Origin of the sequence: Pseudomonas sp. Pseu.R1 (assembly GCF_045764065.1) — a bacterium.
Classification (GTDB): domain Bacteria; phylum Pseudomonadota; class Gammaproteobacteria; order Pseudomonadales; family Pseudomonadaceae; genus Aquipseudomonas.
The window spans coordinates 4,585,680-4,607,090 of record NZ_JBJGEE020000001.1 but is presented as its reverse complement, the minus strand read 5'-3'; the positions used below and the strand labels follow the sequence as shown (position 1 = coordinate 4,607,090).

At 59.1% G+C, this 21,411-nt stretch carries 16 protein-coding genes; 11 read left to right on the top strand and 5 right to left on the bottom strand.

Going from position 1 to position 21,411, the window contains the following annotated elements; genetic code table 11:
• Nucleotides 1–4 precede the first annotated feature (4 nt).
• Nucleotides 5–598 (top strand): IMPACT family protein, encoded by a 594-nt coding sequence (locus ACI5GA_RS21030; protein WP_421424149.1) that lies wholly within the window; start codon nucleotides 5–7, stop codon nucleotides 596–598.
• 324 nt (nucleotides 599–922) lie between these two features.
• Here ACI5GA_RS21030 and ACI5GA_RS21025 read toward each other — a convergent pair whose 3' ends face one another.
• Nucleotides 923–1,054, bottom strand: coding sequence for a hypothetical protein (locus ACI5GA_RS21025; RefSeq protein WP_404639344.1), 132 nt, complete (start codon nucleotides 1,052–1,054; stop codon nucleotides 923–925).
• Between the two features lie 119 nt (nucleotides 1,055–1,173).
• Between ACI5GA_RS21025 and ACI5GA_RS21020 the strand changes: the two genes are divergently transcribed.
• The 5 genes from ACI5GA_RS21020 (at nucleotide 1,174) to ACI5GA_RS21000 (ending at nucleotide 7,109) form a co-directional block, all read left to right on the top strand.
• Nucleotides 1,174–2,712 (top strand): ABC transporter ATP-binding protein, encoded by a 1,539-nt coding sequence (locus ACI5GA_RS21020; protein ID WP_421424146.1) that lies wholly within the window; start codon nucleotides 1,174–1,176, stop codon nucleotides 2,710–2,712.
• 11 nt (nucleotides 2,713–2,723) lie between these two features.
• Entirely contained in the window at nucleotides 2,724–3,824 is a 1,101-nt protein-coding gene (locus tag ACI5GA_RS21015) for an ABC transporter permease (protein ID WP_421424144.1), read from the top strand.
• Entirely contained in the window at nucleotides 3,824–4,750 is a 927-nt protein-coding gene (locus ACI5GA_RS21010; RefSeq protein ID WP_421424142.1) for an ABC transporter permease, read from the top strand. The genes ACI5GA_RS21015 and ACI5GA_RS21010 overlap by 1 nt, the downstream gene beginning before the upstream one ends.
• Before the next feature lie 107 nt (nucleotides 4,751–4,857).
• The gene (locus ACI5GA_RS21005) at nucleotides 4,858–5,544 is read left to right on the top strand and encodes an SDR family oxidoreductase (protein WP_404639336.1); all 687 of its coding nucleotides are present in this window, start codon (nucleotides 4,858–4,860) and stop codon (nucleotides 5,542–5,544) included.
• A 209-nt stretch (nucleotides 5,545–5,753) separates the two neighbouring features.
• Complete coding sequence (locus tag ACI5GA_RS21000) at nucleotides 5,754–7,109, top strand: 8-oxoguanine deaminase (RefSeq protein WP_421424140.1); 1,356 nt, start codon at nucleotides 5,754–5,756, stop codon at nucleotides 7,107–7,109.
• 141 nt (nucleotides 7,110–7,250) lie between these two features.
• On the opposite strand, the gene ACI5GA_RS20995 is transcribed toward ACI5GA_RS21000, so the two are convergent.
• On the bottom strand, nucleotides 7,251–8,342 hold the full coding sequence (locus tag ACI5GA_RS20995; RefSeq protein ID WP_404639332.1) for a calcium:proton antiporter: 1,092 nt from the start codon (nucleotides 8,340–8,342) through the stop codon (nucleotides 7,251–7,253).
• A 430-nt stretch (nucleotides 8,343–8,772) separates the two neighbouring features.
• On the opposite strand from ACI5GA_RS20995, the gene ACI5GA_RS20990 reads away from it, so the two are divergent.
• The 3 genes from ACI5GA_RS20990 to ACI5GA_RS20980 all read left to right on the top strand — a co-directional run bounded on the left by ACI5GA_RS20990 (nucleotide 8,773) and on the right by ACI5GA_RS20980 (nucleotide 12,026).
• Nucleotides 8,773–9,867: a BMP family ABC transporter substrate-binding protein gene (locus tag ACI5GA_RS20990; protein WP_404639330.1), complete on the top strand. Its 1,095-nt coding sequence runs from the start codon at nucleotides 8,773–8,775 to the stop codon at nucleotides 9,865–9,867.
• A gap of 157 nt (nucleotides 9,868–10,024) precedes the next feature.
• On the top strand, nucleotides 10,025–10,993 hold the full coding sequence (locus ACI5GA_RS20985) for a 2-oxoglutarate and iron-dependent oxygenase domain-containing protein (RefSeq protein ID WP_421424138.1): 969 nt from the start codon (nucleotides 10,025–10,027) through the stop codon (nucleotides 10,991–10,993).
• A 79-nt stretch (nucleotides 10,994–11,072) separates the two neighbouring features.
• The gene (locus ACI5GA_RS20980) at nucleotides 11,073–12,026 is read left to right on the top strand and encodes an adenosine deaminase (protein ID WP_421424136.1); all 954 of its coding nucleotides are present in this window, start codon (nucleotides 11,073–11,075) and stop codon (nucleotides 12,024–12,026) included.
• Between the two features lie 51 nt (nucleotides 12,027–12,077).
• Here ACI5GA_RS20980 and ACI5GA_RS20975 read toward each other — a convergent pair whose 3' ends face one another.
• A complete protein-coding gene (locus tag ACI5GA_RS20975; protein ID WP_421424134.1) occupies nucleotides 12,078–12,770 on the bottom strand; it encodes an ArsR/SmtB family transcription factor in 693 nt (230 codons plus the stop codon).
• Nucleotides 12,771–13,407: 637 nt separating this feature from the next.
• Nucleotides 13,408–14,616 (bottom strand): multidrug effflux MFS transporter, encoded by a 1,209-nt coding sequence (locus ACI5GA_RS20970; protein WP_421424132.1) that lies wholly within the window; start codon nucleotides 14,614–14,616, stop codon nucleotides 13,408–13,410.
• Between the two features lie 230 nt (nucleotides 14,617–14,846).
• Here ACI5GA_RS20970 and ACI5GA_RS20965 point away from each other — a divergent pair, with 230 nt between their 5' ends.
• Nucleotides 14,847–15,206 carry a hypothetical protein gene (locus ACI5GA_RS20965; protein ID WP_404639320.1) on the top strand — a complete coding sequence of 120 codons (360 nt, stop codon included), beginning with the start codon at nucleotides 14,847–14,849 and terminating at the stop codon, nucleotides 15,204–15,206.
• Between the two features lie 227 nt (nucleotides 15,207–15,433).
• Here the strand turns inward: ACI5GA_RS20965 and ettA are convergent, their stop codons facing one another.
• The gene (gene ettA / locus ACI5GA_RS20960) at nucleotides 15,434–17,098 is read right to left on the bottom strand and encodes an energy-dependent translational throttle protein EttA (RefSeq protein ID WP_404639318.1); all 1,665 of its coding nucleotides are present in this window, start codon (nucleotides 17,096–17,098) and stop codon (nucleotides 15,434–15,436) included.
• 393 nt (nucleotides 17,099–17,491) lie between these two features.
• On the opposite strand from ettA, the gene ACI5GA_RS20955 reads away from it, so the two are divergent.
• Complete coding sequence (locus ACI5GA_RS20955) at nucleotides 17,492–21,331, top strand: sensor domain-containing protein (protein WP_404639316.1); 3,840 nt, start codon at nucleotides 17,492–17,494, stop codon at nucleotides 21,329–21,331.
• The last annotated feature ends 80 nt before the right edge of the window (nucleotides 21,332–21,411 follow it).

Below are 21,411 nucleotides of genomic sequence, written 5' to 3'. Positions count from 1 at the left end.
CGTCATGCCCTCTACCCTCGTCGGCCCTTGTGAATTTCGCGAAGAGATTCGCAAGAGCCGCTTCATCACCTTCGCAGCGCCCATCAGCAGCCCGGCTGACGCCCAAGCGTTCATCGAACAGAACAGCGACCTCAACGCCACGCACAACTGCTGGGCCTGGAAACTGGGCGCGCAGTACCGCAGCACAGACGACGGCGAGCCAGGAGGTACGGCGGGCCGTCCGATTCTCGCGGCCATCGAAGCTCAGGATTTCGATCAAGTGGTGGTACTGGTGATTCGCTGGTACGGCGGCATTCAACTCGGCACCCGCGGATTGGCCCGAGCCTACGGCGGCGGTGCCAACAAGTGCCTGCAACAAGCTGCTCGCGTGCCCTTGATCAATCGGGTTTCGCGCCGCTTTGAATGCACGTTCAGTGAGCTGGCCTTGGTCAAGCTACGCCTGAGCGAACTGAATGGATTGGTGCAGGAAGAACACTTCACCGCTGTAGGCGTCGAACTGTCGATTGCGCTCGGTCCAGAGCAACTGGATACCTACCAACGCCAGCTTTCCGATATCAGTCGCGGGCGTATCGTTTTGCAGTCCGATCCAGCCGACTGACACGCCCCGTTCTGGACCTCGCTGACCCGCGCACGTTTCCCACATCTACTGTGCACCTGCCTGTGGACAAGCTGAGCACACTCCCCCAAGCGCCTTGATTTACAAGGCCTGCAAGCCTTTGCTCAGTTTTTGAGCAATTCGGTTATCCACTGCATAAATCAACCCTAAAACAGTCAGTTAGCGAGCCTTATCGCGAGTCGCTCCTACCCGCGCCGGGCTTATGCCGCGCCTTTGGGCTTGCTCACATTAACTGTGGAGCAACCTGTGGATAACGCGTGCAAGGCTGTCCGCAGCGCCGGGGATACCTCGCCTGTCGTCGTTTGGTCATTTTTTGTACAGAAAAATTGAACCAAATTGAATCGGCAGCGAAATGCTACGCCCAGCAGTGGTGCTCTTGATTTCAAGGGCCACAGCATTTTTGTGACAGCACGGCTTGTCGGCGGTGGCGATTTTCATAACGCCATCGTCGGCAAGCCGTGCTGCTAAAGGGGTCAGCTAGATATGCACAAAAAAGCTGACCGGCTGGCCAAGAAATTGCTATGTGCAGGGGCGACCCACTTTCCACCGAGTCTGTCATGCCTCATTCAGCGAATACTGCGCGATTGCAACTGCGCCATATCACTAAGCGATACCCCGGTTGTCTTGCCAATGACGCCATCGACCTGACCATCGAACCAGGTGAAATCCATGCGTTGCTCGGCGAAAACGGCGCAGGGAAAAGCACCCTGATGAAAATCATCTATGGCGTGGTTCAGCCTGATGCCGGTCAGATCATCTGGGAAGGCCAAAGCCTGACCATGCGCAATCCGGCTCAGGCCCGTGAGTTGGGCATCGGTATGGTGTTTCAACATTTTTCCCTGTTCGAAACCCTGACGGTCGCACAAAACATTGCCTTGGCCATGGGCGCTTGCGCAGGCACACCGAAACAGCTAGAGCCGAAAATTCGCGAAGTGTCGCAGCGCTATGGGATGACGCTGGAGCCACAACGGCTGGTGCACAGTCTGTCGATCGGGGAGCGGCAAAAGGTCGAGATCATTCGCTGCCTGATGCAAGACATCCGTCTCTTGATCCTCGATGAACCGACGTCTGTGTTGACGCCGCAGGAGGCCGACGACCTGTTCGTCACCCTGCGTCGCTTGGCCAGCGAGGGTTGCAGCATTCTATTTATCAGCCACAAGCTCGGCGAAGTCCGTGCCCTTTGCCACAGCGCCACCGTCCTGCGCGGCGGCAAAGTGTCCGGACATTGCGTGCCCGCCGAGTGCAGCGATCTGGAGCTGGCACGGTTAATGGTCGGTGACGCTGAAGGGCTGGTCGCGCAGTATCCAAAAGCGACGGGCGCTGCGCCCTTTCTTCGAGTGGATAAGTTGTCGTGGCATAACCCTGATCCATTCGGTTGCTCGCTGATCGACGTGGATCTTCAAGTGCGCAGTGGCGAAATCGTCGGTATTGCCGGGGTCGCGGGCAACGGTCAGGACGAGTTGCTGGCGCTACTCAGCGGCGAGCAAACCTTGGGCCGATCCGAGGCGCAACGCATTGGCTTCGCTGAACAAAGCGTTGCCCATTTACGCCCGGATGCGCGCCGTAAACTCGGGCTGGCCTTTGTGCCCGCCGAACGCCTCGGCCATGGTGCGGTGCCGGACATGAGCCTGACCGATAACGCCCTGCTCACCGCGTTTCAGCAAGGGTTGATCAGCAGGGGGCTGATTCAGCGGGGCAAGGTGCAGGCGCTGGCCGACACCATCATCCAGCGTTTTTCCGTGAAAACGCCTGACGCACAAACCCGCGCTCGCAGCCTGTCCGGCGGCAACCTGCAGAAATTCATCCTCGGTCGCGAAATCCTGCAAAGCCCGAAGCTGCTGGTGGCCGCTCACCCGACATGGGGCGTGGACGTGGGCGCTGCTGCGGCGATCCATCGCGCATTGATTGCCCTGCGTGACGCAGGCGCAGCGATTCTGGTGATTTCCGAAGACCTCGACGAACTGTTTCAGATCAGTGATCGCGTCGCGGCGTTGTCAGCCGGGCGCCTTTCAACCCTCGCACACACCGCACAGACCAGCCCAGTGCAGGTCGGCGGCTGGATGGCGGGTCAATTCGACGCTGCCCCGCTCATTTAACGGAGACGCCCATGTTGCTTTCACTGGAGCCGCGCGGCCAGGAATCCCGCGCCATGTTGTGGTTTTCTCCGCTGCTCGCGGCGACCCTGACGCTGGTGTCGGGGTCATTGCTGTTTCTCGCCTTGGGTCTGGACCCTTTGCTGACACTGCACACATTGCTCATCGCACCGGTCAGCGATCTGTACGGCGTGTCCGAACTGATGGTCAAGACGCTGCCGATCCTGCTCTGCGCACTGGGCCTGGCTGTGGCTTATCAGGCGCGCATCTGGAACATCGGCGCCGAAGGCCAGTTGCTGATCGGAGCGTTGGCGGGCGGTGCTGTAGCCGTCAACGTCATCGACATCGAAAGCCGCTGGGTGCTGGTGCTGATTCTGTCGGTGGGCGCAATGGCGGGTGCCGCCTGGGCAGGCCTGACCGCCTGGCTGCGCACGCATTTCAATGCCAATGAAATCCTTACCAGCATCATGCTCAACTACATCGCTCTCAATCTGTTGCTGTTTTTCGTACACGGCCCGCTGAAAGATCCGGCTGGTATGAACTTCCCCGAGTCAGCCATGTTCGGTGATGCGAGCCGTCTGCCCTTGCTCACCGAAGACGGGCGCGCGCACGCCGGGGTGTATTTCGCGCTACTCGCTCTGGTCGCGGTGTGGGTGTTGTTGCAGCGCAGCTTTGTGGGCTTCCAGATCAAAGTGCTCGGTCTGGATAAACGCGCGGCCGGCTTCGTCGGTTTTCGTGAGAAAGGTCTGATTTGGCTCGCGTTATTGATCAGCGGCGGGTTGGCCGGTCTGGCGGGCGTGTGCGAAGTCACCGGTCCCATCGGCCAGTTGGTGCCTCAAGTGTCGCCGGGCTATGGCTACGCGGCGATCACCGTGGCGTTTCTTGGCCGCTTGAATCCACTGGGCATTCTGTTTTCCAGCCTGTTGATGGCGTTGTTATACCTGGGCGGCGAAAGCGCGCAGATGACCCTCAACTTGCCTCAAGCCATCACGCAATTGTTTCAGGGGATGATGCTGTTCTTCCTGCTGGCGTGTGACGTGCTGATTCTCTACCGCCCGCGCTTGAAGCTGCGCTGGGCCAGACGCCAGATGGCCGTTGTGCCGGGAGCCGCGTGATGGATATCGATCTGCTGAGTAATATTTTTTTCGCTACCGTTCGCTGCGGTACGCCGTTGCTTCTGGTGGCACTGGGCGAACTGGTCTGCGAAAAGACCGGCGTTCTGAATCTGGGTCAGGAAGGCATGATGCTGTTTGGCGCAGTGATCGGCTTCATCTTCGCGCTGAGCACCGGCAGCCTGTGGCTGGGTGTGCTGCTGGCCATTCTGGCGGGAATGCTGCTGTCGTCACTGTTCGCGCTGGTGGCCTTGGTGTTCAACGCCAATCAGGTCGCAACCGGACTGGCATTGACGATCTTCGGGGTCGGCCTGTCGAGCTTCGTCGGCGCGGCGTGGGTCGGCAAGCCGTTGATGGGCTTCGAACCCATTGCGATTCCTGGACTGAGCGCAATTCCGCTGATTGGCCGCATGCTCTTTGCGCAGGACGTATTGGTGTATGTGTCCTTCGCACTATTCGCCGTGGTGGCGTGGATCCTTCTGAAAAGCCGTGTGGGTTTGGTGATTCAGGCCGTAGGAGAAAACCCCAACGCCGCCAGCGCGATGGGGCTGCCGGTGCTGTTGGTCCGCACCTTGGCCGTCTTGTTCGGCGGCGCCATGGCGGGGCTGGCCGGGGCGTATCTGTCGTTGGCGTACACGCCGATGTGGGCGGAGAACATGAGCGCGGGCCGCGGCTGGATCGCACTGGCCCTCGTGGTGTTCGCCAGTTGGCGGGTGTGGCGCCTGTTGCTGGGTGCGTATTTGTTCGGTTTCGCCAGCATCCTGTATCTGGTGGCGCAAGGTGTAGGCTTGGCGATCCCGTCCAATTTGCTGGCGATGCTTCCTTATGTCGCAACGATCGTGGTGCTGGTGTTACTGTCGCGCAACGCTTTGCGCATCCGACTGTATGCCCCCGTCTCCTTGGGACAGCCTTGGCAGTCGGGACACTAAGTATGTGAGCAGGCGACGACCGTTGCGCGGGAGGATCAAATTCCTTCGAGCGCGCGCGGTCAACCCTGCTGACACCGCTTCGTTTCGTTCTTCAAGGAGTGACCTTCATGTCTGCCAAAAAAACCGCGTTGATCATCGGCGCCTCCCGTGGCCTGGGCCTTGGGCTGGTCAAACGTCTGACCGAAAAGGGCTGGGACGTCACCGCGACAGTGCGTGATGCGCACAAGGCCGATGACCTGAAAGCCGTCCCCGGCGTGCACATTCAGACGCTGGACATGGACGAGCAATCATCGCTGGAAGTCCTGACCCACAACCTCAAAGGCCAGGTGTACGACGTACTGTTCGTCAACGCCGGGGTCATGGGGCCACTGCACGCCAACCCGACCGACGCCACCGCAGGCGAACTGGGCCAGTTGTTTCTGACCAACGCTGTCGCGCCGATTCGTCTGGCCAAACGCTTCGTCGACCAGATCCGTCCCAACACGGGAATCATTGCGTTCATGAGTTCAGTGCTCGGCAGCGTTACCATGCCGGATGCCCCGGAAATGGCGCTGTACAAGGCCAGTAAGGCGGCCCTCAACTCGATGACCAACACCTTCGTCACGCAACTGGGCGACCACAAACCAACGGTGCTGTCGATGCATCCGGGCTGGGTGAAGACGGACATGGGCGGCGAAGGCGCGGATATCGACGTTGAGACCAGCGTGCGCGGGATGGTTGAACAGCTGGAGCGATTTGCCGGCGAAGGCGGGCATCATTTTGTGAATTACAAAGGGGAAATCATTCCTTGGTGACGCCTGACGGATTGCGGTGAGCTTTTGTGGGAGACGGCCGGGCGTCTCCCACAGTAAATAGCAAATTGGCCGCCCCATCGTGTCGCCCCTTGATTACGCGGCGATATCGAACATAAACTCCGTCTCCTCGCCTTACGGCGACCCTGGATCAGCAGACAGGGCAACACTGAGCTGGCGACCTGAACCCATATTTTCAGAGGAGCCGGCCCATGCCCGCGATCCGTATCTGGTTAAAAAATCCCCTTGCCGTGTTTACCGCCAATGCCCTCGATGCCCGAGGTGGACTGGTGGTCGAGAACGGCGTGATCGTTGAAATGCTCGCACCAGGCCAGTCGCCTGCCCGGCCTTGCGATCACGTGTTCGACGCACGCGAACATGTGCTGCTCCCGGGGTTGATCAATACCCATCACCACTTTTATCAAACCCTGACCCGGGCTTGGGCGCCCGTGGTGAACCAGCCGTTGTTTCCCTGGCTGAAAACCCTGTACCCGGTATGGGCGCGGTTGACACCCACGAAACTGGCGCTGGCCAGTAAGGTCGCACTGACCGAGTTGTTGTTATCGGGCTGTACCACGGCTGCCGACCACCATTATCTGTTTCCGAACGGGCTGGAAAACGCCATTGATGTACAAGTCGAGACCGTTCGCGAACTGGGCATGCGGGCCATGTTGACGCGCGGCTCGATGAGTCTGGGTGAGGCCGATGGCGGGCTGCCGCCGCAGCAAACGGTCCAGCAGGGGCAGGTGATTCTGGAAGACAGCCAGCGCCTGATCGAGCGCTATCACGAACGAGGCGATGGCGCGCAAATCCAGATCGCCTTGGCGCCCTGCTCGCCATTTTCAGTGACCACCGAGATCATGTCCGAAAGTGCGGCGCTGGCCGAAAAACTCGACGTGCGCCTACACACTCATCTGGCAGAAACACTGGATGAGGAGGATTTCTGCCTGCAACGCTTTGGTCTGCGGACGGTGGACTATCTGGACAGCGTCAGTTGGCTCGGCCCTCGCACCTGGCTGGCCCATGGTATTCACTTCAATGAACAGGAAATCAGACGATTGGGCGACGCGGGCACCGGTATCTGCCATTGCCCGAGTTCGAACATGCGTCTGGCGTCCGGCATCTGCCCGACACTGGACCTGACCGCAGCGGGCGCGCCGATCGGGCTGGGGGTTGATGGCTCGGCCTCCAACGATGGGTCGAACATGATCCTTGAAGCGAAGCAGGCGCTGTACCTGCAACGGCTGCGGTATGGCGCCGAGAGGATCACCCCTGAAGTCGCGCTAGGCTGGGCGACGAAAGGCTCGGCCACGCTGTTGGGGCGCCGTGACATCGGTGAGCTGGCGGTGGGGAAACAGGCTGATCTGGCGTTGTTCAAACTCGACGAGCTGCGTTTTTCCGGGAGCCATGATCCGTTGTCGGCACTGCTGCTGTGCGGGGCCGATCGTGCGGATCGAGTAATGATCGGTGGCCAGTGGCGGGTGATCGACGGACAGGTCGAGGGGCTGGATGTGAAGGGGTTGATTGCCGATCACCGGCAGGCGGCTGCGGAGTTGATCCAGGCATAAGCCATCATGTGGGAGCCGGCTTGCTGGCGAATGCGGTTTATCACGCGACATTGATGCCACTGACCAGACGCTTTCGCCAGCAAGCCGGCTGCCACAGATCCACGAACAACCCGCAAGACCGATGCGCTAAGCCAGTAGCTCCTACAACCCCAACAACGACAACATCACGAACGTCGCGAACAGCACGAAGTGGGTCATGCCTTCAATGGCGTTGGTTTCGCCATCATTGAGGTTGATGGCACTGACCAGCAAGGTGACGAAGATCATCACGGTCTGCACCGGGGTCATCGCCATCTGGAAAGGCTGACCGGTGTACAGCGCCATCGCCTCCATCACCGGAACGGTCAGGATCACGGTGGACAAAGACGCGCCGAGCGCGATGTTGACCACCGACTGCATGCGGTTGGCCAACGCAGCACGCAAGGCGGTCAAAATTTCGGGCGCAGCGGAAATGGCGGCCACCAGAATCGCCGTCATGACAGGCGGTGCGCCGCTGCCTTCAAGGCCCAGATCGAGGGTCTTGGACATGACCTCGGCCAACGCACCAATGACCACCACGCCAAACACCAGAATGCCAATGGAAAGCGCCAGATTGACCTCTTCGGCGGCATGCTCTGGCTGGTCCTTGCGACGTTTTTTGTCCGGGTAGCTGTAGCTGAAGAAATAGCTGTGCGGCCCGACCTGCATGCGCAGGAACAAGCCATAGAGAAGAATCATCGCGCCGATGGTGAAGCCCGAGTACACCTTCCAGTTGGATTCCGGTATGAATTCAGGCACGACCATCGATACGGCCATCGCCGTCAAGATCATTACGCTATAGGAACGCGCAGAGTCGTCATTGTAGGACTGTTCGCCATGCTTGAGCCCGCCCATCAACGCAGCGAGGCCCAGAATGCCGTTGACGTCCAGCATCACCGCCGAATAGATGGTGTCCCGCACCAGCGTCGGCGAGGGTTCGTTGCTCATCATGATCGCCAGAATGACCACCTCTACCAGCACTGCCGAGAGGGTCAGAATCATCGTGCCGTAGGGGTCCCCGACTTTTTCCGCGAGCACCTCGGCGTGATGGGCCACGCGCAAAGAGGCACAGACGATAAACCCCACCAACGCGATCCCCGCGATCAACGCCACCGTGTTTCCATGGCTGAGCAATTGGTGCTCGAACGGATACGCGAAACAGGTCGCGATCACCGCCAGTAGAAGAAATTTTTCCTGCTTGAGAATCGTGCCCATCGCTGCCCTTTATCCCTGCGACCGACGCCGCACGTCCATGAAGTGGTAACTGCTCAAGGCGTTGAGAGTGCGTGTTGTAAGTAAAGGTTTCAAGACATGCGTGGCCGGGAACGGATATGGCATTTCATTGTGGGAGCGAATTCATTCGCGAAAAATATCTCGGTCCACAGAGATGTATCGGTGGAGCCGACCAATCGCGAATGAATTCGCTCCCACAGGGTGATCTTCAGATAGCACGCCAACCTGCACCAGTTCGCGGCGCTCATCATGACGTCGGCACCTTCTGTGATCACCCGCGTCACTCTCCCTCGTCGGAAGAGCAACAAAACCGCACCTAACACCTTACCTGTCTCATTGGTCAGCTTTTTGCATTGAGTCGAACGCCCAGCCCTGACGGCCCGGCCTACAAGACCAAAGGAGCTAGACCTGCATGCTTTCCACCCTTCACTCACGTCGTCCGCTGAAAAAACTGATGTGCGCCATGGCCGCTGTCGTAGGGCTGAGTTCAAGTCTGATGGCGGCAGCAGACCCTCTGAAAGTGGGTTTCGTCTATATCGGCCCCATTGGCGACCATGGCTGGACGTACCAGCATGAACAGGGCCGTCAGGCGATGGCCAAAGCGTTGGGCGACAAAGTGACCACCAGTTTTGTCGAGAACGTCCCCGAAGGAGCGGACGCCGAGCGCGTGATTCGTAACATGGCCAAAAGCGGCTACGACCTGGTGTTCACCACCTCGTTCGGCTACATGAACCCGACGCTGAAAGTCGCCAAACAATTTCCGAAAGTCACCTTCGAGCACGCGACCGGGTACAAGCAAGACAAGAACATGGGCACCTACCTGGCGCGCACCTATGAAGGCCGTTACGTCGGGGGTTTCCTCGCGGCGAAAATGACCAAAACCAAGAAAATCGGCTACGTGGCCTCGTTCCCGATCCCGGAAGTGCTGCGGGATATCAACGCGATTCAACTGGCGCTGAACAAATACAACCCTGGCACTGAAATCAAAGTGGTGTGGGTCAACTCCTGGTTCGACCCAGGCAAGGAAGCCGATGCGGCCAACGCGCTGATCGATCAAGGCGTGGACGTGATCTTCCAGCACACCGACAGCCCGGCGCCAATCCAGGCTGCTGAACGACGCGGTGTCTACGCTGTGGGGTATGCATCGGACATGGCGCATTTCGGGCCGAAAGCCGTGTTGACCTCCATCGTCAACAACTGGGGACCGCATTACATTCAGGCCACCGAATCGGTGATCAACGGCACCTGGAAATCTCAGGATTATTGGGGCGGCCTGAAAGAGGGCACCGTTGAACTGCCGATGAGTGATCTGGTGCCTGCAGACGTGAAGGCCGAAGCGCAGAAGATCATCGCGGACATCGAAAGTGGCGCGTTCCATCCATTTACCGGACCGATCAAGGATCAGACCGGTGCGGTGAAGATTCCTGAGGGCGCAGTGGCGACCAATGCAGAGCTGGCGTCGATGAACTACTACGTCGAGGGCGTGAAGGCGGATTTGCCGAAGTAAGCGTGCATTCCTCTAGATACACACGATAGGCACTGTGGGAGCCGGCTTGCTGGCGAAAGCGGCGTGTCAGTCAATACATTCATTGCTGATACACCGTTTTCGCCAGCAAGCCGACTCCCACAAGGATGGCGTCATCCGAAATAACCATGGAGCCCGCATGAACCCGCTTCCCATCATCGACATTTCCCCGCTCTACGCCCAGGACGATCAGGCCTGGCACGAGGTCGCCCGACAGATCGATTCGGCCTGTCGCGAGTGGGGCTTCTTCTACATCAAGGGTCATCCGATCAGCGCCGAACGCATCGAGCAGGTCATCGGCAGCGCGCAGCGTTTCTTCGCTCAGCCGCTGGAAGAGAAGCTCAAGATCGATATCACCCAGAGCCAGCACCACCGCGGCTACGGCGCCATCGCCACCGAACAATTGGACCCCAGGCTGCCGAGCGACCTCAAAGAAACCTTCGACATGGGCCTGCACCTGTCCGCCGATCACCCTGAGGTGTTAGCGGGCAAACCGTTGCGCGGCCCCAATCGCCACCCTGATCTAGACGGTTGGCAAACCTTGATGGAACAGCATTATCAGGACATGCAGGCGCTGGCCCAAACGCTGCTGCGCGCTATGACTCCAGCGCTGGGTATCGAACAGGATTTCTTCGACCAGCGCTTCGCGCAGCCGGTCAGCGTGCTGCGGATGATTCATTATCCGCCTCGTCACACGGCCAGCAGCGAGCAGCAGCAAGGCGCGGGAGCGCACACCGATTACGGCTGCGTCACGTTGCTGTATCAGGACGTCGCTGGAGGGTTGCAAGTGCGTGACGTTCGCGGCCAATGGATTGATGCACCGCCCATCGAAGGCACCTTCGTGGTCAATCTGGGCGACATGATGGCGCGCTGGAGCAATGATCGCTATGTCTCTACGCCCCATCGCGTAATCAGCCCGCTGGGCGTAGACCGTTACTCGATGCCGTTCTTCGCCGAGCCGCACCCGGACACCCGCGTCGAATGCCTGCCAGGCTGTACTGACGCCGAGCATCCGCCACTGTACCCGCCAACGACCTGCGCCGAGTTTTTGCTCTCGCGTTTCGCTGACACCTACGCTTACAGACGGGAGCCGGAAATCAGGGTCTGAACCTTTCGGTCAGGTTTTTAACCAGCCGACGCGCCCGACTCTGTAGAATGCCCACTATTGCACCTGACGAGAAAAGCACATGTACGACTGGTTGAACGCCCTGCCCAAGGCTGAATTGCACCTGCATCTGGAGGGCTCACTGGAGCCCGAACTGCTGTTCGCACTGGCCGAACGCAACAAGATTGCCCTGCCCTGGTCGGACGTCGAAACCCTGCGCAAGGCCTATGCCTTCAACAACCTTCAGGAGTTTCTCGACCTCTATTACCAAGGTGCAGACGTGCTGCGCACCGAGCAGGACTTCTACGACCTGACCTGGGCCTACCTGCAACGTTGCAAGGCGCAGAACGTAATTCACACCGAACCGTTCTTCGACCCCCAGACCCACACCGACCGGGGCATCCCCTTCGAGGTCGTGCTCGATGGCATCTCGAAAGCGCTGGATGACGGCAAACAGCAACTGGGCATCAGCAGCGGCCTGATCCTGAGCTTCCTGCGCCACCTCAGCGAAGACGAAGCGCACAAGACACTGGATATGGCGCTGCCCTACCGCGACACCTTCGTCGCCGTCGGTCTGGACAGTTCGGAAATGGGCCACCCGCCGAGCAAGTTCCAGCGCGTGTTCGATCGCGCGCGCAGCGAAGGTTTTCTGACTGTCGCTCACGCCGGTGAGGAAGGACCACCGGAGTACATCTGGGAAGCGCTGGACCTGCTGAAGATTCAGCGTATCGACCACGGCGTGCGCGCCATCGAAGACGAGCGACTGATGCAGCGTATCATCGATGAGCAGATTCCACTGACGGTCTGCCCACTGTCCAACACCAAGCTGTGTGTGTTCGATCACATGAGTCAGCACAACATCCTCGACATGCTGGAGCGTGGCGTGAAGGTGACGGTCAACTCCGATGACCCAGCGTACTTCGGCGGCTATGTGACGGAGAACTTCCAGGCGCTGCATGAGCACCTGGGCATGACTCAGGATCAGGCCAGACGTCTGGCGCAAAACAGCCTGGATGCGCGACTGGTCAAACCCTGATCAGGATCTGTAGCAGGACGTCGCCCGGATATCCTGCTACAGCAGCGGTACTTACGCCGCTGACGCGATCTTGCTGATCTCCCGCTGCCCGTTGGAGGACACTTGCAACGTGCTGGCCTCCTCCGTGGCGCGCAGCCACCCTAACTGCATGAACAGTTGCAATAACCCCGCCCCGAGCGCGCCCCCCAGATGCGGATTGGCGTCGTTGCACTCGACGCAGGCGCAGACGGTTTCCCTTTGTCGATGCGCCAACGCCGGAACAAAGATGCCACGCTCGGCGAACCGGGTGATCCCCACACTGGTCACTTCCAGACGCTGATCGGATTGCTCGATCCACCCTGCACCGAGCATTCTCTGGTACAACGCGGTCCCCAACTCACCGCCAAGATGATCCTCGCAGATACTTGCCCTGAGCAGTGGCAGAGGGGGAAGCGGCTGCGCGAGGTTTCGATTGATGGTTTCCGCGCTGGCCATCGATGCACTCGCCAATGCTTGCACCGCTTGCCCGACTTCCGGTGCAGCCATTCTGAAAAAGCGCTTCTTGCCACGCGTTTCCTGCCTGAGCAAACCGCCTGCGGCCAGACGCCCCAAGTGTGCCCCTGCCGAGGAAGTCGACAAGCCCACCAGCAACGCAAGCTCATCTGCCGTCCGAGAAGCCCCATCCAGCAACGCCCACATCATCGCGCTGCGCTTGGGATCAGCCAGCAATGCCGCAATCTGACTGATGCACGGTGCCTGTTCCATGTTTTCACTCCCTGTTGAAACGTTCACCTGGTACAAAAACCGGGTTGTCTTGTAATACCCACATTGTCGCCTTGAACGAACGTTGGCCTTGATCTACATCATTTCATGGAAACTCCAGGTAACGAAAATCGCGGAGCAATACAGATCTAATGATTAGCCGCGACAGTTTTAATACCGTGCCTTAATGGGTATCCACTACGACTGCATAGTATAAGCACTGCATCAGGATACCAAGGCAAGGTTCCGGACTTGCGCATAAGCCAACGTCAACTCATACGGCATAACTTCGGGCAGGATCGGCCTCTTGTACTGGTGCAATGCGAACACCTGAATCGTCCGGGAAAGCCCTTTCCAGAGGGCCTTTCTGTTTTACCCCAGGCGATGTGCTCTGGTTGGCCCGGGGCAAATGCCTACAACGAAAACTCCAAATACACTCAAGAAAAAAATCTCTATTGCAGACTTTTAAAGTAGCGTCAGAGCGGCTGGATTGCCGGGACGCGACTTTCCAGGCAAATATTTTCCACGCACCCAGTACCAGGTGTTAACGGTCAAGTTTGAAATCCCGGCTAACCGAACATGTCTGTACAGCGAACCATGAAGGCAGCTGTACACACTAAAGACAATCCGCCAGGCGGCGCTAAATACGCACATCCGAGTGCAAGGCCAGCTCGTCACGCTTCTTCTGCGCCCGACGCGTCACGGTGGCAAGTCCCGCCGTCAACACACCACACAGGGTAATGACGGTCGCCATGGGCACGGCAGTACCGTCATGTAGTACGCCAACTAACGCTGCCGCGCCCGCAGCAACGCTGAACTGCAGGCAGCCCAGCAGCGCCGACGCACTGCCCGCGCGCTTGCCTTGTCCGGCCATCGCACAGGCCGATGCGTTGGGAATGATGCAGCCCAGGCTGGAAATGTAGATGAACAGCGGAATCAACAACGGCCACAGCTTCTCGGTATGCAGTGACGCGATACCCAGCAGCACCACGGCAGCACTCAGGTACAGCCAGACGGCACGGGACAGCATCCAGGCCGGACCGAAGCGGCCGACCAGCCGGGCGTTGACTTGAGCGACCAGAATGAACCCCGCCGCATTGGTCCCGAACAGCCAGCCATAGTGCTCGGCAGGCACACCGTACAACTTGATAAACACGAAAGGCGAACCCGCAATGTAGGAAAACATCCCAGCAATTGCGATACCGCCGGTCAACGCATGCCCTAGGAAAATCCGGTCTCCGAGCAGTTGCCAATACGAACCCAGGGCGCCGGACAGCGGCGCACGCGGATGCCCCGCAGGCATGCTTTCCGGCAGGCCGACAGCGACGGCTGCTGCTGTGAGTGCACTGAACAGGGTCAATGTCATGAAGATCGTTTGCCAGCCGTAGACGTTCACCAGCAACCCGCCGAGCATCGGTGCCAGGATCGGTGCAAGGCCCATGACCAGCATGAGTTGGGAAAAGACTTTGGCCGATTCGATCGGTGAGCATTTGTCACTGACGATCGCTCGCGACAGCACCATCCCCGCGCAACCGCCCAGAGCTTGAACGAAGCGCGCTACGATCAGCCACTCAAGACTCGGCGCGAATGCGCAGCCCAACGACGCCAGCGTGAACAGGCCCACCCCGAACAGCAGTGGCACGCGACGGCCAAAGCGGTCGGCAATCGGGCCGTAAACCAGTTGGCCGATACTCAGCCCCAGAAAATAGGACGCCAGCGTCAGTTGGACATGCTTTTCATCCGTGCCAAATGCGGCAGCAATTGCCGGGAATCCGGGCAGATAAAAGTCGATGGCCAAAGGACCGAAAGCGCTGAGGGCGCCAAGAATCAGGATCGTTCGCAGGTTCATTCATTTTCCCAGGCTATTGCGCGCAGCTGTGCAGTTTAACAACCTTGTATGTTCTCAGGCCGCTCACGGGAAAATTACTAAAAGTTTTTTCAGGAAATGCCCGCCATTCAGCGCAATCCGGGAACTAATCGCACAAGACCGGGCATCGGTTAATGGATTTCTCACACCCCTTTTACAAATAACTCACGGATCCGCTTCTAGACTTTTCACATAAGTCGAGGAAAACGGAAATGAACACGCGTTGGGTTGTGCTGTGGTGCTGTTTGGTTGTCGCCGGATGTCAGTCTACCCACGACCAGCTACTGGCCGAAGGTTATCCACCGGCATTTGCGGACGGTTTTCAGGACGGGTGCGGCAGTGGGCGACAGTCCATAGACCCCATGAAAGGCCAGTACAAGAAGGATGTCCCGCGTTACTTGCGCGATACGGTTTATGCGCAGGGCTGGGGTGACGGATTTCAGCAATGTCAGGCTCAACTGGTCAACCGCAACGTTCAGGATCAGGGGCGCGACAGTATCTGGAATGATCGGGACCGCGCGTGGGAACAGCAGAAAACTCAGGATGCGGCCAAGGCATATCGCTCACGTTGATGGCCAAGCCTTATCAAATGCACGAATACCGGTCCAATAACGTACTCCTGTGGGAGCGAATTCATTCGCGAGAGGCCTGTGCACTCGCCCCATCTCTACCGCATCTGCCGACGCATCGCGAATAAATTCGCTCCCACGGAGATCAGTCGCAAGCCGAAGAGGTATGACCGATTCAATCCAAACAAAAACGAAGCCCGAAGGCTCCGTTTTTATGCCACCAACCCGAATCAGGCCAGTTTCTTGTGACGCACGCGGTGCGGCTGGGCAGCGGCTTCGCCCAGCCGCTTTTTGCGGTCGGCTTCGTACTCGGTGTAGTTGCCTTCGAAGAATACGGCTTGCGAGTCGTCTTCGTACGCCAGGATGTGAGTCGCCACGCGGTCCAGGAACCAGCGATCGTGGGAAATCACAATGGCGGCGCCCGGGAAGTCCAGCAAGGCTTCTTCCAGGGAACGCAAGGTTTCGACGTCGAGGTCGTTGGACGGTTCGTCGAGCAGCAGGACGTTGCCGCCCTCCTTCAGCGTCAATGCCAGGTGCAGACGACCGCGCTCACCGCCGGAGAGGTCCTTCACGAACTTCTGCTGATCGCCACCTTTGAAGTTGAAACGGCCAACGTAGGTACGCGACGGGATTTCATAGTTGCCGATCTTGATCAGGTCGGAACCGTCGGAGATCTGCGCAAATACCGTCTTGCTGCCGTCCAGGTCTTCACGGCTCTGATCAACGCAGGCCAGTTGCACGGTTTCACCGATCTCGATGGAGCCCGAATCCGGCTGCTCCTTGCCCATCAGCATGCGGAACAGGGTCGATTTACCGGCACCGTTACCACCGATCACGCCGACGATGGCACCTTTGGGCATGGAGAACGACAAGTTGTCGATCAGCACGCGATCGCCGTAACCCTTGGTAACGTTCTTGAACTCGATGACCTTGTCGCCCAGACGTGGACCGGCCGGGATGTAGATTTCGTTGGTCTCGCTGCGCTTCTGGAATTCCTGCGATTGCATTTCTTCGAAGCGTTGCAGACGGGCCTTGGATTTGGACTGACGCGCCTTGGCGCCTTTACGCACCCACTCCAGTTCCTCTTTCATGGCCTTTTCGTGAGCCGACTGCTGCTTGGATTCCTGGGCCAGACGATCGGATTTGGCTTCCAGCCAGCCCGAATAGTTGCCTTCGTACGGAATACCGGCACCGCGGTCGAGTTCCAGAATCCAGCCCGCGACGTTGTCCAGGAAGTAACGGTCGTGGGTAATCGCTACCACGGTGCCCGGGAAGTCGTGCAGGAAGTGTTCGAGCCAGGCAACCGAATCGGCATCCAGGTGGTTGGTCGGCTCGTCGAGCAGCAGCATGTCAGGGGCGGACAGCAGCAGTCGGCACAAGGCCACACGGCGTTTCTCACCACCGGACAGGTGCTCGACCTTCGCCTCCCATGGCGGCAGACGCAGTGCATCGGCGGCGACTTCCAGTTGACGCTCCAGGTTATGACCATCGCTGGCTTGCAGAATGGCTTCGAGCTTGGCCTGTTCAGCGGCCAGCTTGTCGAAATCGGCATCAGGCTCGGCGTAGGCGGCGTAAACTTCGTCCAGACGCGCTTGAGCGTCCTTGATCACGCTGACCGCCTCCTCGACCACTTCACGAACGGTTTTAGCAGGGTCAAGTTGCGGTTCTTGCGGCAGATAACCCACATTCAGCTCTGGCATCGGGCGCGCTTCGCCGTCGAACTCGGTGTCGACGCCTGCCATGATTTTCAGCAAGGTGGATTTACCCGAGCCGTTCAGGCCAAGGACGCCGATCTTGGCACCCGGGAAGAACGACAGGGAGATGTTTTTCAGGATTTCCCGCTTCGGCGGAACAACCTTGCTCAGCCGATGCATGGTGAAGACGTATTGAGCCATGGAATGAAAACCTGGAGTGTGACGGTGAATGATTAAAGGCGCGAGCTTAGTGCTCTGACGCAAAAATTGCTTTTTATTTATCGTCGCAACTTGCCGCCAGCCGATTCAGGGCCTTGAATTGATTAAGACTTGATCCGTACAACGGCGACATCGGGAACTTCCGAGTATCGGTCATGGAGCTGGAGCAATGTTTGCAAGCAATGCGCAAGTCTTGCAGAACTGGGCACTTCGCGCGTCGCGCCAAACTACCCGAATGCGGTCGACAGGGCAAACCGTGCGGGCCGATAAGGCTGGCACTTAGCCACAAGTCAGGGCATGCTAGCCGCCCTTTGGGCGTCGAGCTTATAGTACATTTCGCACACGCTGATTCAGTCCAGCAGTCAGGATCACAGTTTGTCCACACCAGCCCCCATTTCTCCTTTGCGCTCGACTAAAAGCGCGACGTCAGTGCCTTTCCGGGGCTCGCTCAAAGGCGCGCTGGCAGTGCTGGTGCTGCTGATGCTCGTGCTGTTGTTATGGCAACTGTTCGAACAGTTCCAGCAAACGCAGGAGCGGCAACATCAACGCAGCGTCGATTACAGCATTCAACTGGCCGACCGCCTGAGCCTGAACATGGCGCTCAACGCACAGGTCGCCCTCAACGTACTGGACGATGCCAAAGGGCGTGCGCAAACCACCGAACAACACGCCGCAACGCTGGAGCGGCTGCGCCAGGCCATGCCGGAGCTGCGCAGCGTGGCGTGGCTCGACAGCGACGCCAATATCCTGATCGACAGCGCACTGAACAGCTCGGACGCCAGCTTTTTGACTCAGCAGCGCGAGCGTATCAAGGGCCGCACCTATTATTACGCCGACGCGCCGGATGGATCGCTGTTTTACCTGTTCGTGCGCCAACCCGGCGGCGATACCGAGCGCTACTGGGCCATTCGCCTCAACCCGCAGGCGCTGAAATCCCTGACACGGCAAAGCGATCAGGATTACAAAGCAGCGTGGCAACTGGAAAATCGCACCACCCAACATCTGGTTTATCGGAGTGAAACCGATACGGACGAAGCCGCCAGCGGCGACGTCCAGACCGTATTGCTCGAACCGCTGACCAACAGCGACTGGCAACTGCGTGGCCTGTTCGATACCACCAAAGCCCGCCAGGCCTTGATCGCCCCCTTGATCGGCAAATGCCTGATCGCGCTGCTCTGCTCCATCCTGCCGTTGCTGGCATTGCGCAGCCTGCATCGCCGCCAGCAGCAGTTGCACGAAAGCCGCCGTCGCTACAAAGACATCTTCGAAGGGACCGGTGTTGCGCTGTGCGTGCTTGACCTGTCCGGCTTGCCCGCTTACCTCAAACATCTGCAAATCGACAACAGCGAAGAACTGCACACACGCCTGCTCAATCATCCGGATCAGCTCAAAGGGCTGTTGCGCCAGTTGCGCATCACCGAGGTCAATCAGGTGGCCGCCAGTCTGTTGCGCGCCGAATCCGCCGAGCAGGTCTGGAAGCAACTGATCGAAGGCTGTCCGCGCTCGCAACAGGGCATCGGTGTGCAAGTGTTGAGCGCCGTACTCGACTGCCAGCCACAACTGGAGCTGGAAATCGTCCTCCCGGACGCCAAGGGCAACGATCAGCATTTGTGGCTGGTGGTGCGCCTTCCCGAGCACCCGGAAGACTTCAACGCCGTCATCCTCAATATCAACGACGTCACCAATCGCAAGCAGACCGAGCTGGCGTTGCAGGAGCGTGAGAGCTTCTGGTCGGAAGTGGTCCAGACCGTCCCCGATCACCTGTACGTTCAGGATGTCGTGACCCGGCGCATGATCTACAGCAACCACCATCTGGGGCACTCGCTGGGCTACAGCAGGCAAGACGTGCAGGAGATGGGCGAATACTTCTGGGAAATCCTGCTTCACCCGGACGACACCGAACCTTATGAGCGCCTGCGTCTGATGCGCAGCGAAGAGAACCGCAGCGACCTGATCCAGGAGCAATTGCGCTTCCGGGACCGTCGGGGCAACTGGCGGCGTCTGGATATTCGCGAGCAAGCCTTGGCGCGGGACGAAAATGGCCGGATCACCCGCATCATCGGTGTGGCCAAGGACATCACTGAACAGGTCGAAGCGAGTCAGTCTCTGCGCGACAGCGAGCAGCGTTATCGCATGCTGGCAGAAAGCATCAGCGACGTGATTTTCTCCACCGATGCCCGCTTGCGCCCGAACTACGTCAGCCCTTCGGTGAACACCGTGCTGGGCTACAGCGCCGATTGGATACTGGAAAACGGGTGGAGCTCGATCATCGCCAACCCTCAACAGTTAGCGGGTGTCCAGGCGCTATTGCACAGAGTGGGCAAGGCGCTGAACAAGCCCGACGTATTGTCGCAATTGCGCAGCGAAGTGCCGACTCAGGTCTTCCTTTTCGACTGCTTACGGGCGGACGGGCGCAAAATTCCGGTCGAACTGCGTCTGGTGCTGGTGTGGGACGATTCGGGGGCGTTTGAAGGCATTCTCGGCGTGGGTCGTGATATCAGTCAGCAGCGCCGCGCGGAAAAAGACCTGCGCATGGCGGCGACCGTATTCGAACACTCGACATCGGCCATTCTGATCACCGACCCTGCCGGCTACATCGTGCAGGCCAACGACGCGTTCAGCCGGGTCAGTGGCTATGCGGTTTCGCAAGTGCTGGATCAATTGCCGGTGATGCTCACGGTCGAGGATCAGCAGGAAGCCCACATGGGCTACATCCTCAAGCAATTGCACCAGCGCGGCAGTTGGGAAGGCGAACTGTGGCTCAAGCGGCGGGACGGCGAGCATTACCCGGCGTGGGTCGGCATCACGGCAGTGTTCGATGACGAAGGTGATCTGGCCAGTTACGTGTGTTTCTTCAGCGACATCAGCGAACGCAAGGCCAGCGAGCAACGCATTCATCGCCTGGCCTATTACGACGCCCTGACGCATCTGCCCAACCGGACGCTTTTCCAGGATCGACTCCACACGGCATTGCAACATGCCGAGCGCCAGAGTGCGTGGGTCGTGCTGATGTTCCTCGATCTGGACCGTTTCAAACCGATCAACGACTCTCTGGGTCACGCCGCTGGCGACCGCATGCTCAAGGAAATGGCCTCGCGACTGCTGGAGTGCGTGGCCGAAGACGATACCGTCGCACGCATGGGCGGCGACGAATTCACGCTGCTGTTGCAACCGGGGGCTTCACAACAGGCGGCGCTGACCCGCGCCATTCATGTCGCCGAACAGATTCTGGCCAGCCTGGTGAAACCGTTCGTGCTGGAAGGCCGGGAGTTCTTCGTCACCGCCAGTATCGGCATCGCGCTCAGCCCGCAGGACGGCCATGAGTTGAGCCAGTTGATGAAGAACGCCGATACGGCGATGTACCACGCCAAAGAGCGCGGCAAGAATAACTTCCAGTTCTACCAGGCGGACATGAACGCCAGTGCGCTGGAGCGTCTGGAACTGGAAAGCGATTTGCGCCACGCACTGGAGCAAGAAGAGTTCACCCTGTTCTACCAGCCGCAGTTCAGCGGCGACGGCAAGCGCCTGACTGGCACTGAGGCCCTGTTGCGCTGGCGCCATCCGCGTCGAGGGCTGGTTCCGCCGGGGGATTTCATTCCGGTGCTCGAAGAGCTGGGTCTGGTAGTAGAAGTCGGCGAATGGGTGCTCAAAGAGGCCTGTCGGCAACTGCGCGAATGGCATCAGGCCAAAGTCCGCGTGCCGAAAGTGTCGGTCAACATTTCGGCGCGGCAGTTCTCTGATGGCCAGTTGGGCATGCGCATCGCCAACATTCTTCAGGAAACCGGCCTCCCCCCTGCGTGCCTGGAACTGGAACTGACCGAAAGTATCCTGATGCGCGAAGTCAGCGAAGCGATGCAGATCCTCGACAGCCTCAAGCGGTTGGGCCTGAGCATTGCGGTCGACGACTTCGGCACCGGTTACTCGTCGCTCAACTACCTCAAGCAATTCCCCATCGACGTGCTGAAGATCGACCGCACGTTCGTTGACGGCCTGCCGTCCGGCGAGCAAGACGCACAGATCGCCCGCGCCATCATCGCGATGGCGCATAGTCTGAACCTCGCGGTGATCGCCGAAGGCGTGGAGACCCACGAACAACTGGACTTCCTGCGCGAACACGGGTGTGACGAGGTGCAAGGCTACCTGTTCGGCCGCCCGATGCCTGCCACGCGGTTCGAGGCGCAGTTCAGCAACGATGCGTTGTTCATGATCGATTGAACGCCCGCTTGCCACCGATGCGACGCAACAACTGTGGGAGCCGGCTTGCTGGCGAAGGCGTCAGGTCAGACAGCTCAACA

Excerpts from the sequence above, each read along its gene's own strand:
- ACI5GA_RS21030 (WP_421424149.1), top strand. The coding sequence starts at position 5 with ATGCCCTCTACCCTCGTCGGCCCTTGTGAATTTCGCGAAGAGATTCGC.
- ACI5GA_RS21025 (WP_404639344.1), bottom strand. The coding sequence starts at position 1,054 with ATGAAAATCGCCACCGCCGACAAGCCGTGCTGTCACAAAAATGCTGTG.
- ACI5GA_RS21020 (WP_421424146.1), top strand. The coding sequence starts at position 1,174 with ATGCCTCATTCAGCGAATACTGCGCGATTGCAACTGCGCCATATCACT.
- ACI5GA_RS21015 (WP_421424144.1), top strand. The coding sequence starts at position 2,724 with ATGTTGCTTTCACTGGAGCCGCGCGGCCAGGAATCCCGCGCCATGTTG.
- ACI5GA_RS21010 (WP_421424142.1), top strand. The coding sequence starts at position 3,824 with ATGGATATCGATCTGCTGAGTAATATTTTTTTCGCTACCGTTCGCTGC.
- ACI5GA_RS21005 (WP_404639336.1), top strand. The coding sequence starts at position 4,858 with ATGTCTGCCAAAAAAACCGCGTTGATCATCGGCGCCTCCCGTGGCCTG.
- ACI5GA_RS21000 (WP_421424140.1), top strand. The coding sequence starts at position 5,754 with ATGCCCGCGATCCGTATCTGGTTAAAAAATCCCCTTGCCGTGTTTACC.
- ACI5GA_RS20995 (WP_404639332.1), bottom strand. The coding sequence starts at position 8,342 with ATGGGCACGATTCTCAAGCAGGAAAAATTTCTTCTACTGGCGGTGATC.
- ACI5GA_RS20990 (WP_404639330.1), top strand. The coding sequence starts at position 8,773 with ATGCTTTCCACCCTTCACTCACGTCGTCCGCTGAAAAAACTGATGTGC.
- ACI5GA_RS20985 (WP_421424138.1), top strand. The coding sequence starts at position 10,025 with ATGAACCCGCTTCCCATCATCGACATTTCCCCGCTCTACGCCCAGGAC.
- ACI5GA_RS20980 (WP_421424136.1), top strand. The coding sequence starts at position 11,073 with ATGTACGACTGGTTGAACGCCCTGCCCAAGGCTGAATTGCACCTGCAT.
- ACI5GA_RS20975 (WP_421424134.1), bottom strand. The coding sequence starts at position 12,770 with ATGGAACAGGCACCGTGCATCAGTCAGATTGCGGCATTGCTGGCTGAT.
- ACI5GA_RS20970 (WP_421424132.1), bottom strand. The coding sequence starts at position 14,616 with ATGAACCTGCGAACGATCCTGATTCTTGGCGCCCTCAGCGCTTTCGGT.
- ACI5GA_RS20965 (WP_404639320.1), top strand. The coding sequence starts at position 14,847 with ATGAACACGCGTTGGGTTGTGCTGTGGTGCTGTTTGGTTGTCGCCGGA.
- ettA (WP_404639318.1), bottom strand. The coding sequence starts at position 17,098 with ATGGCTCAATACGTCTTCACCATGCATCGGCTGAGCAAGGTTGTTCCG.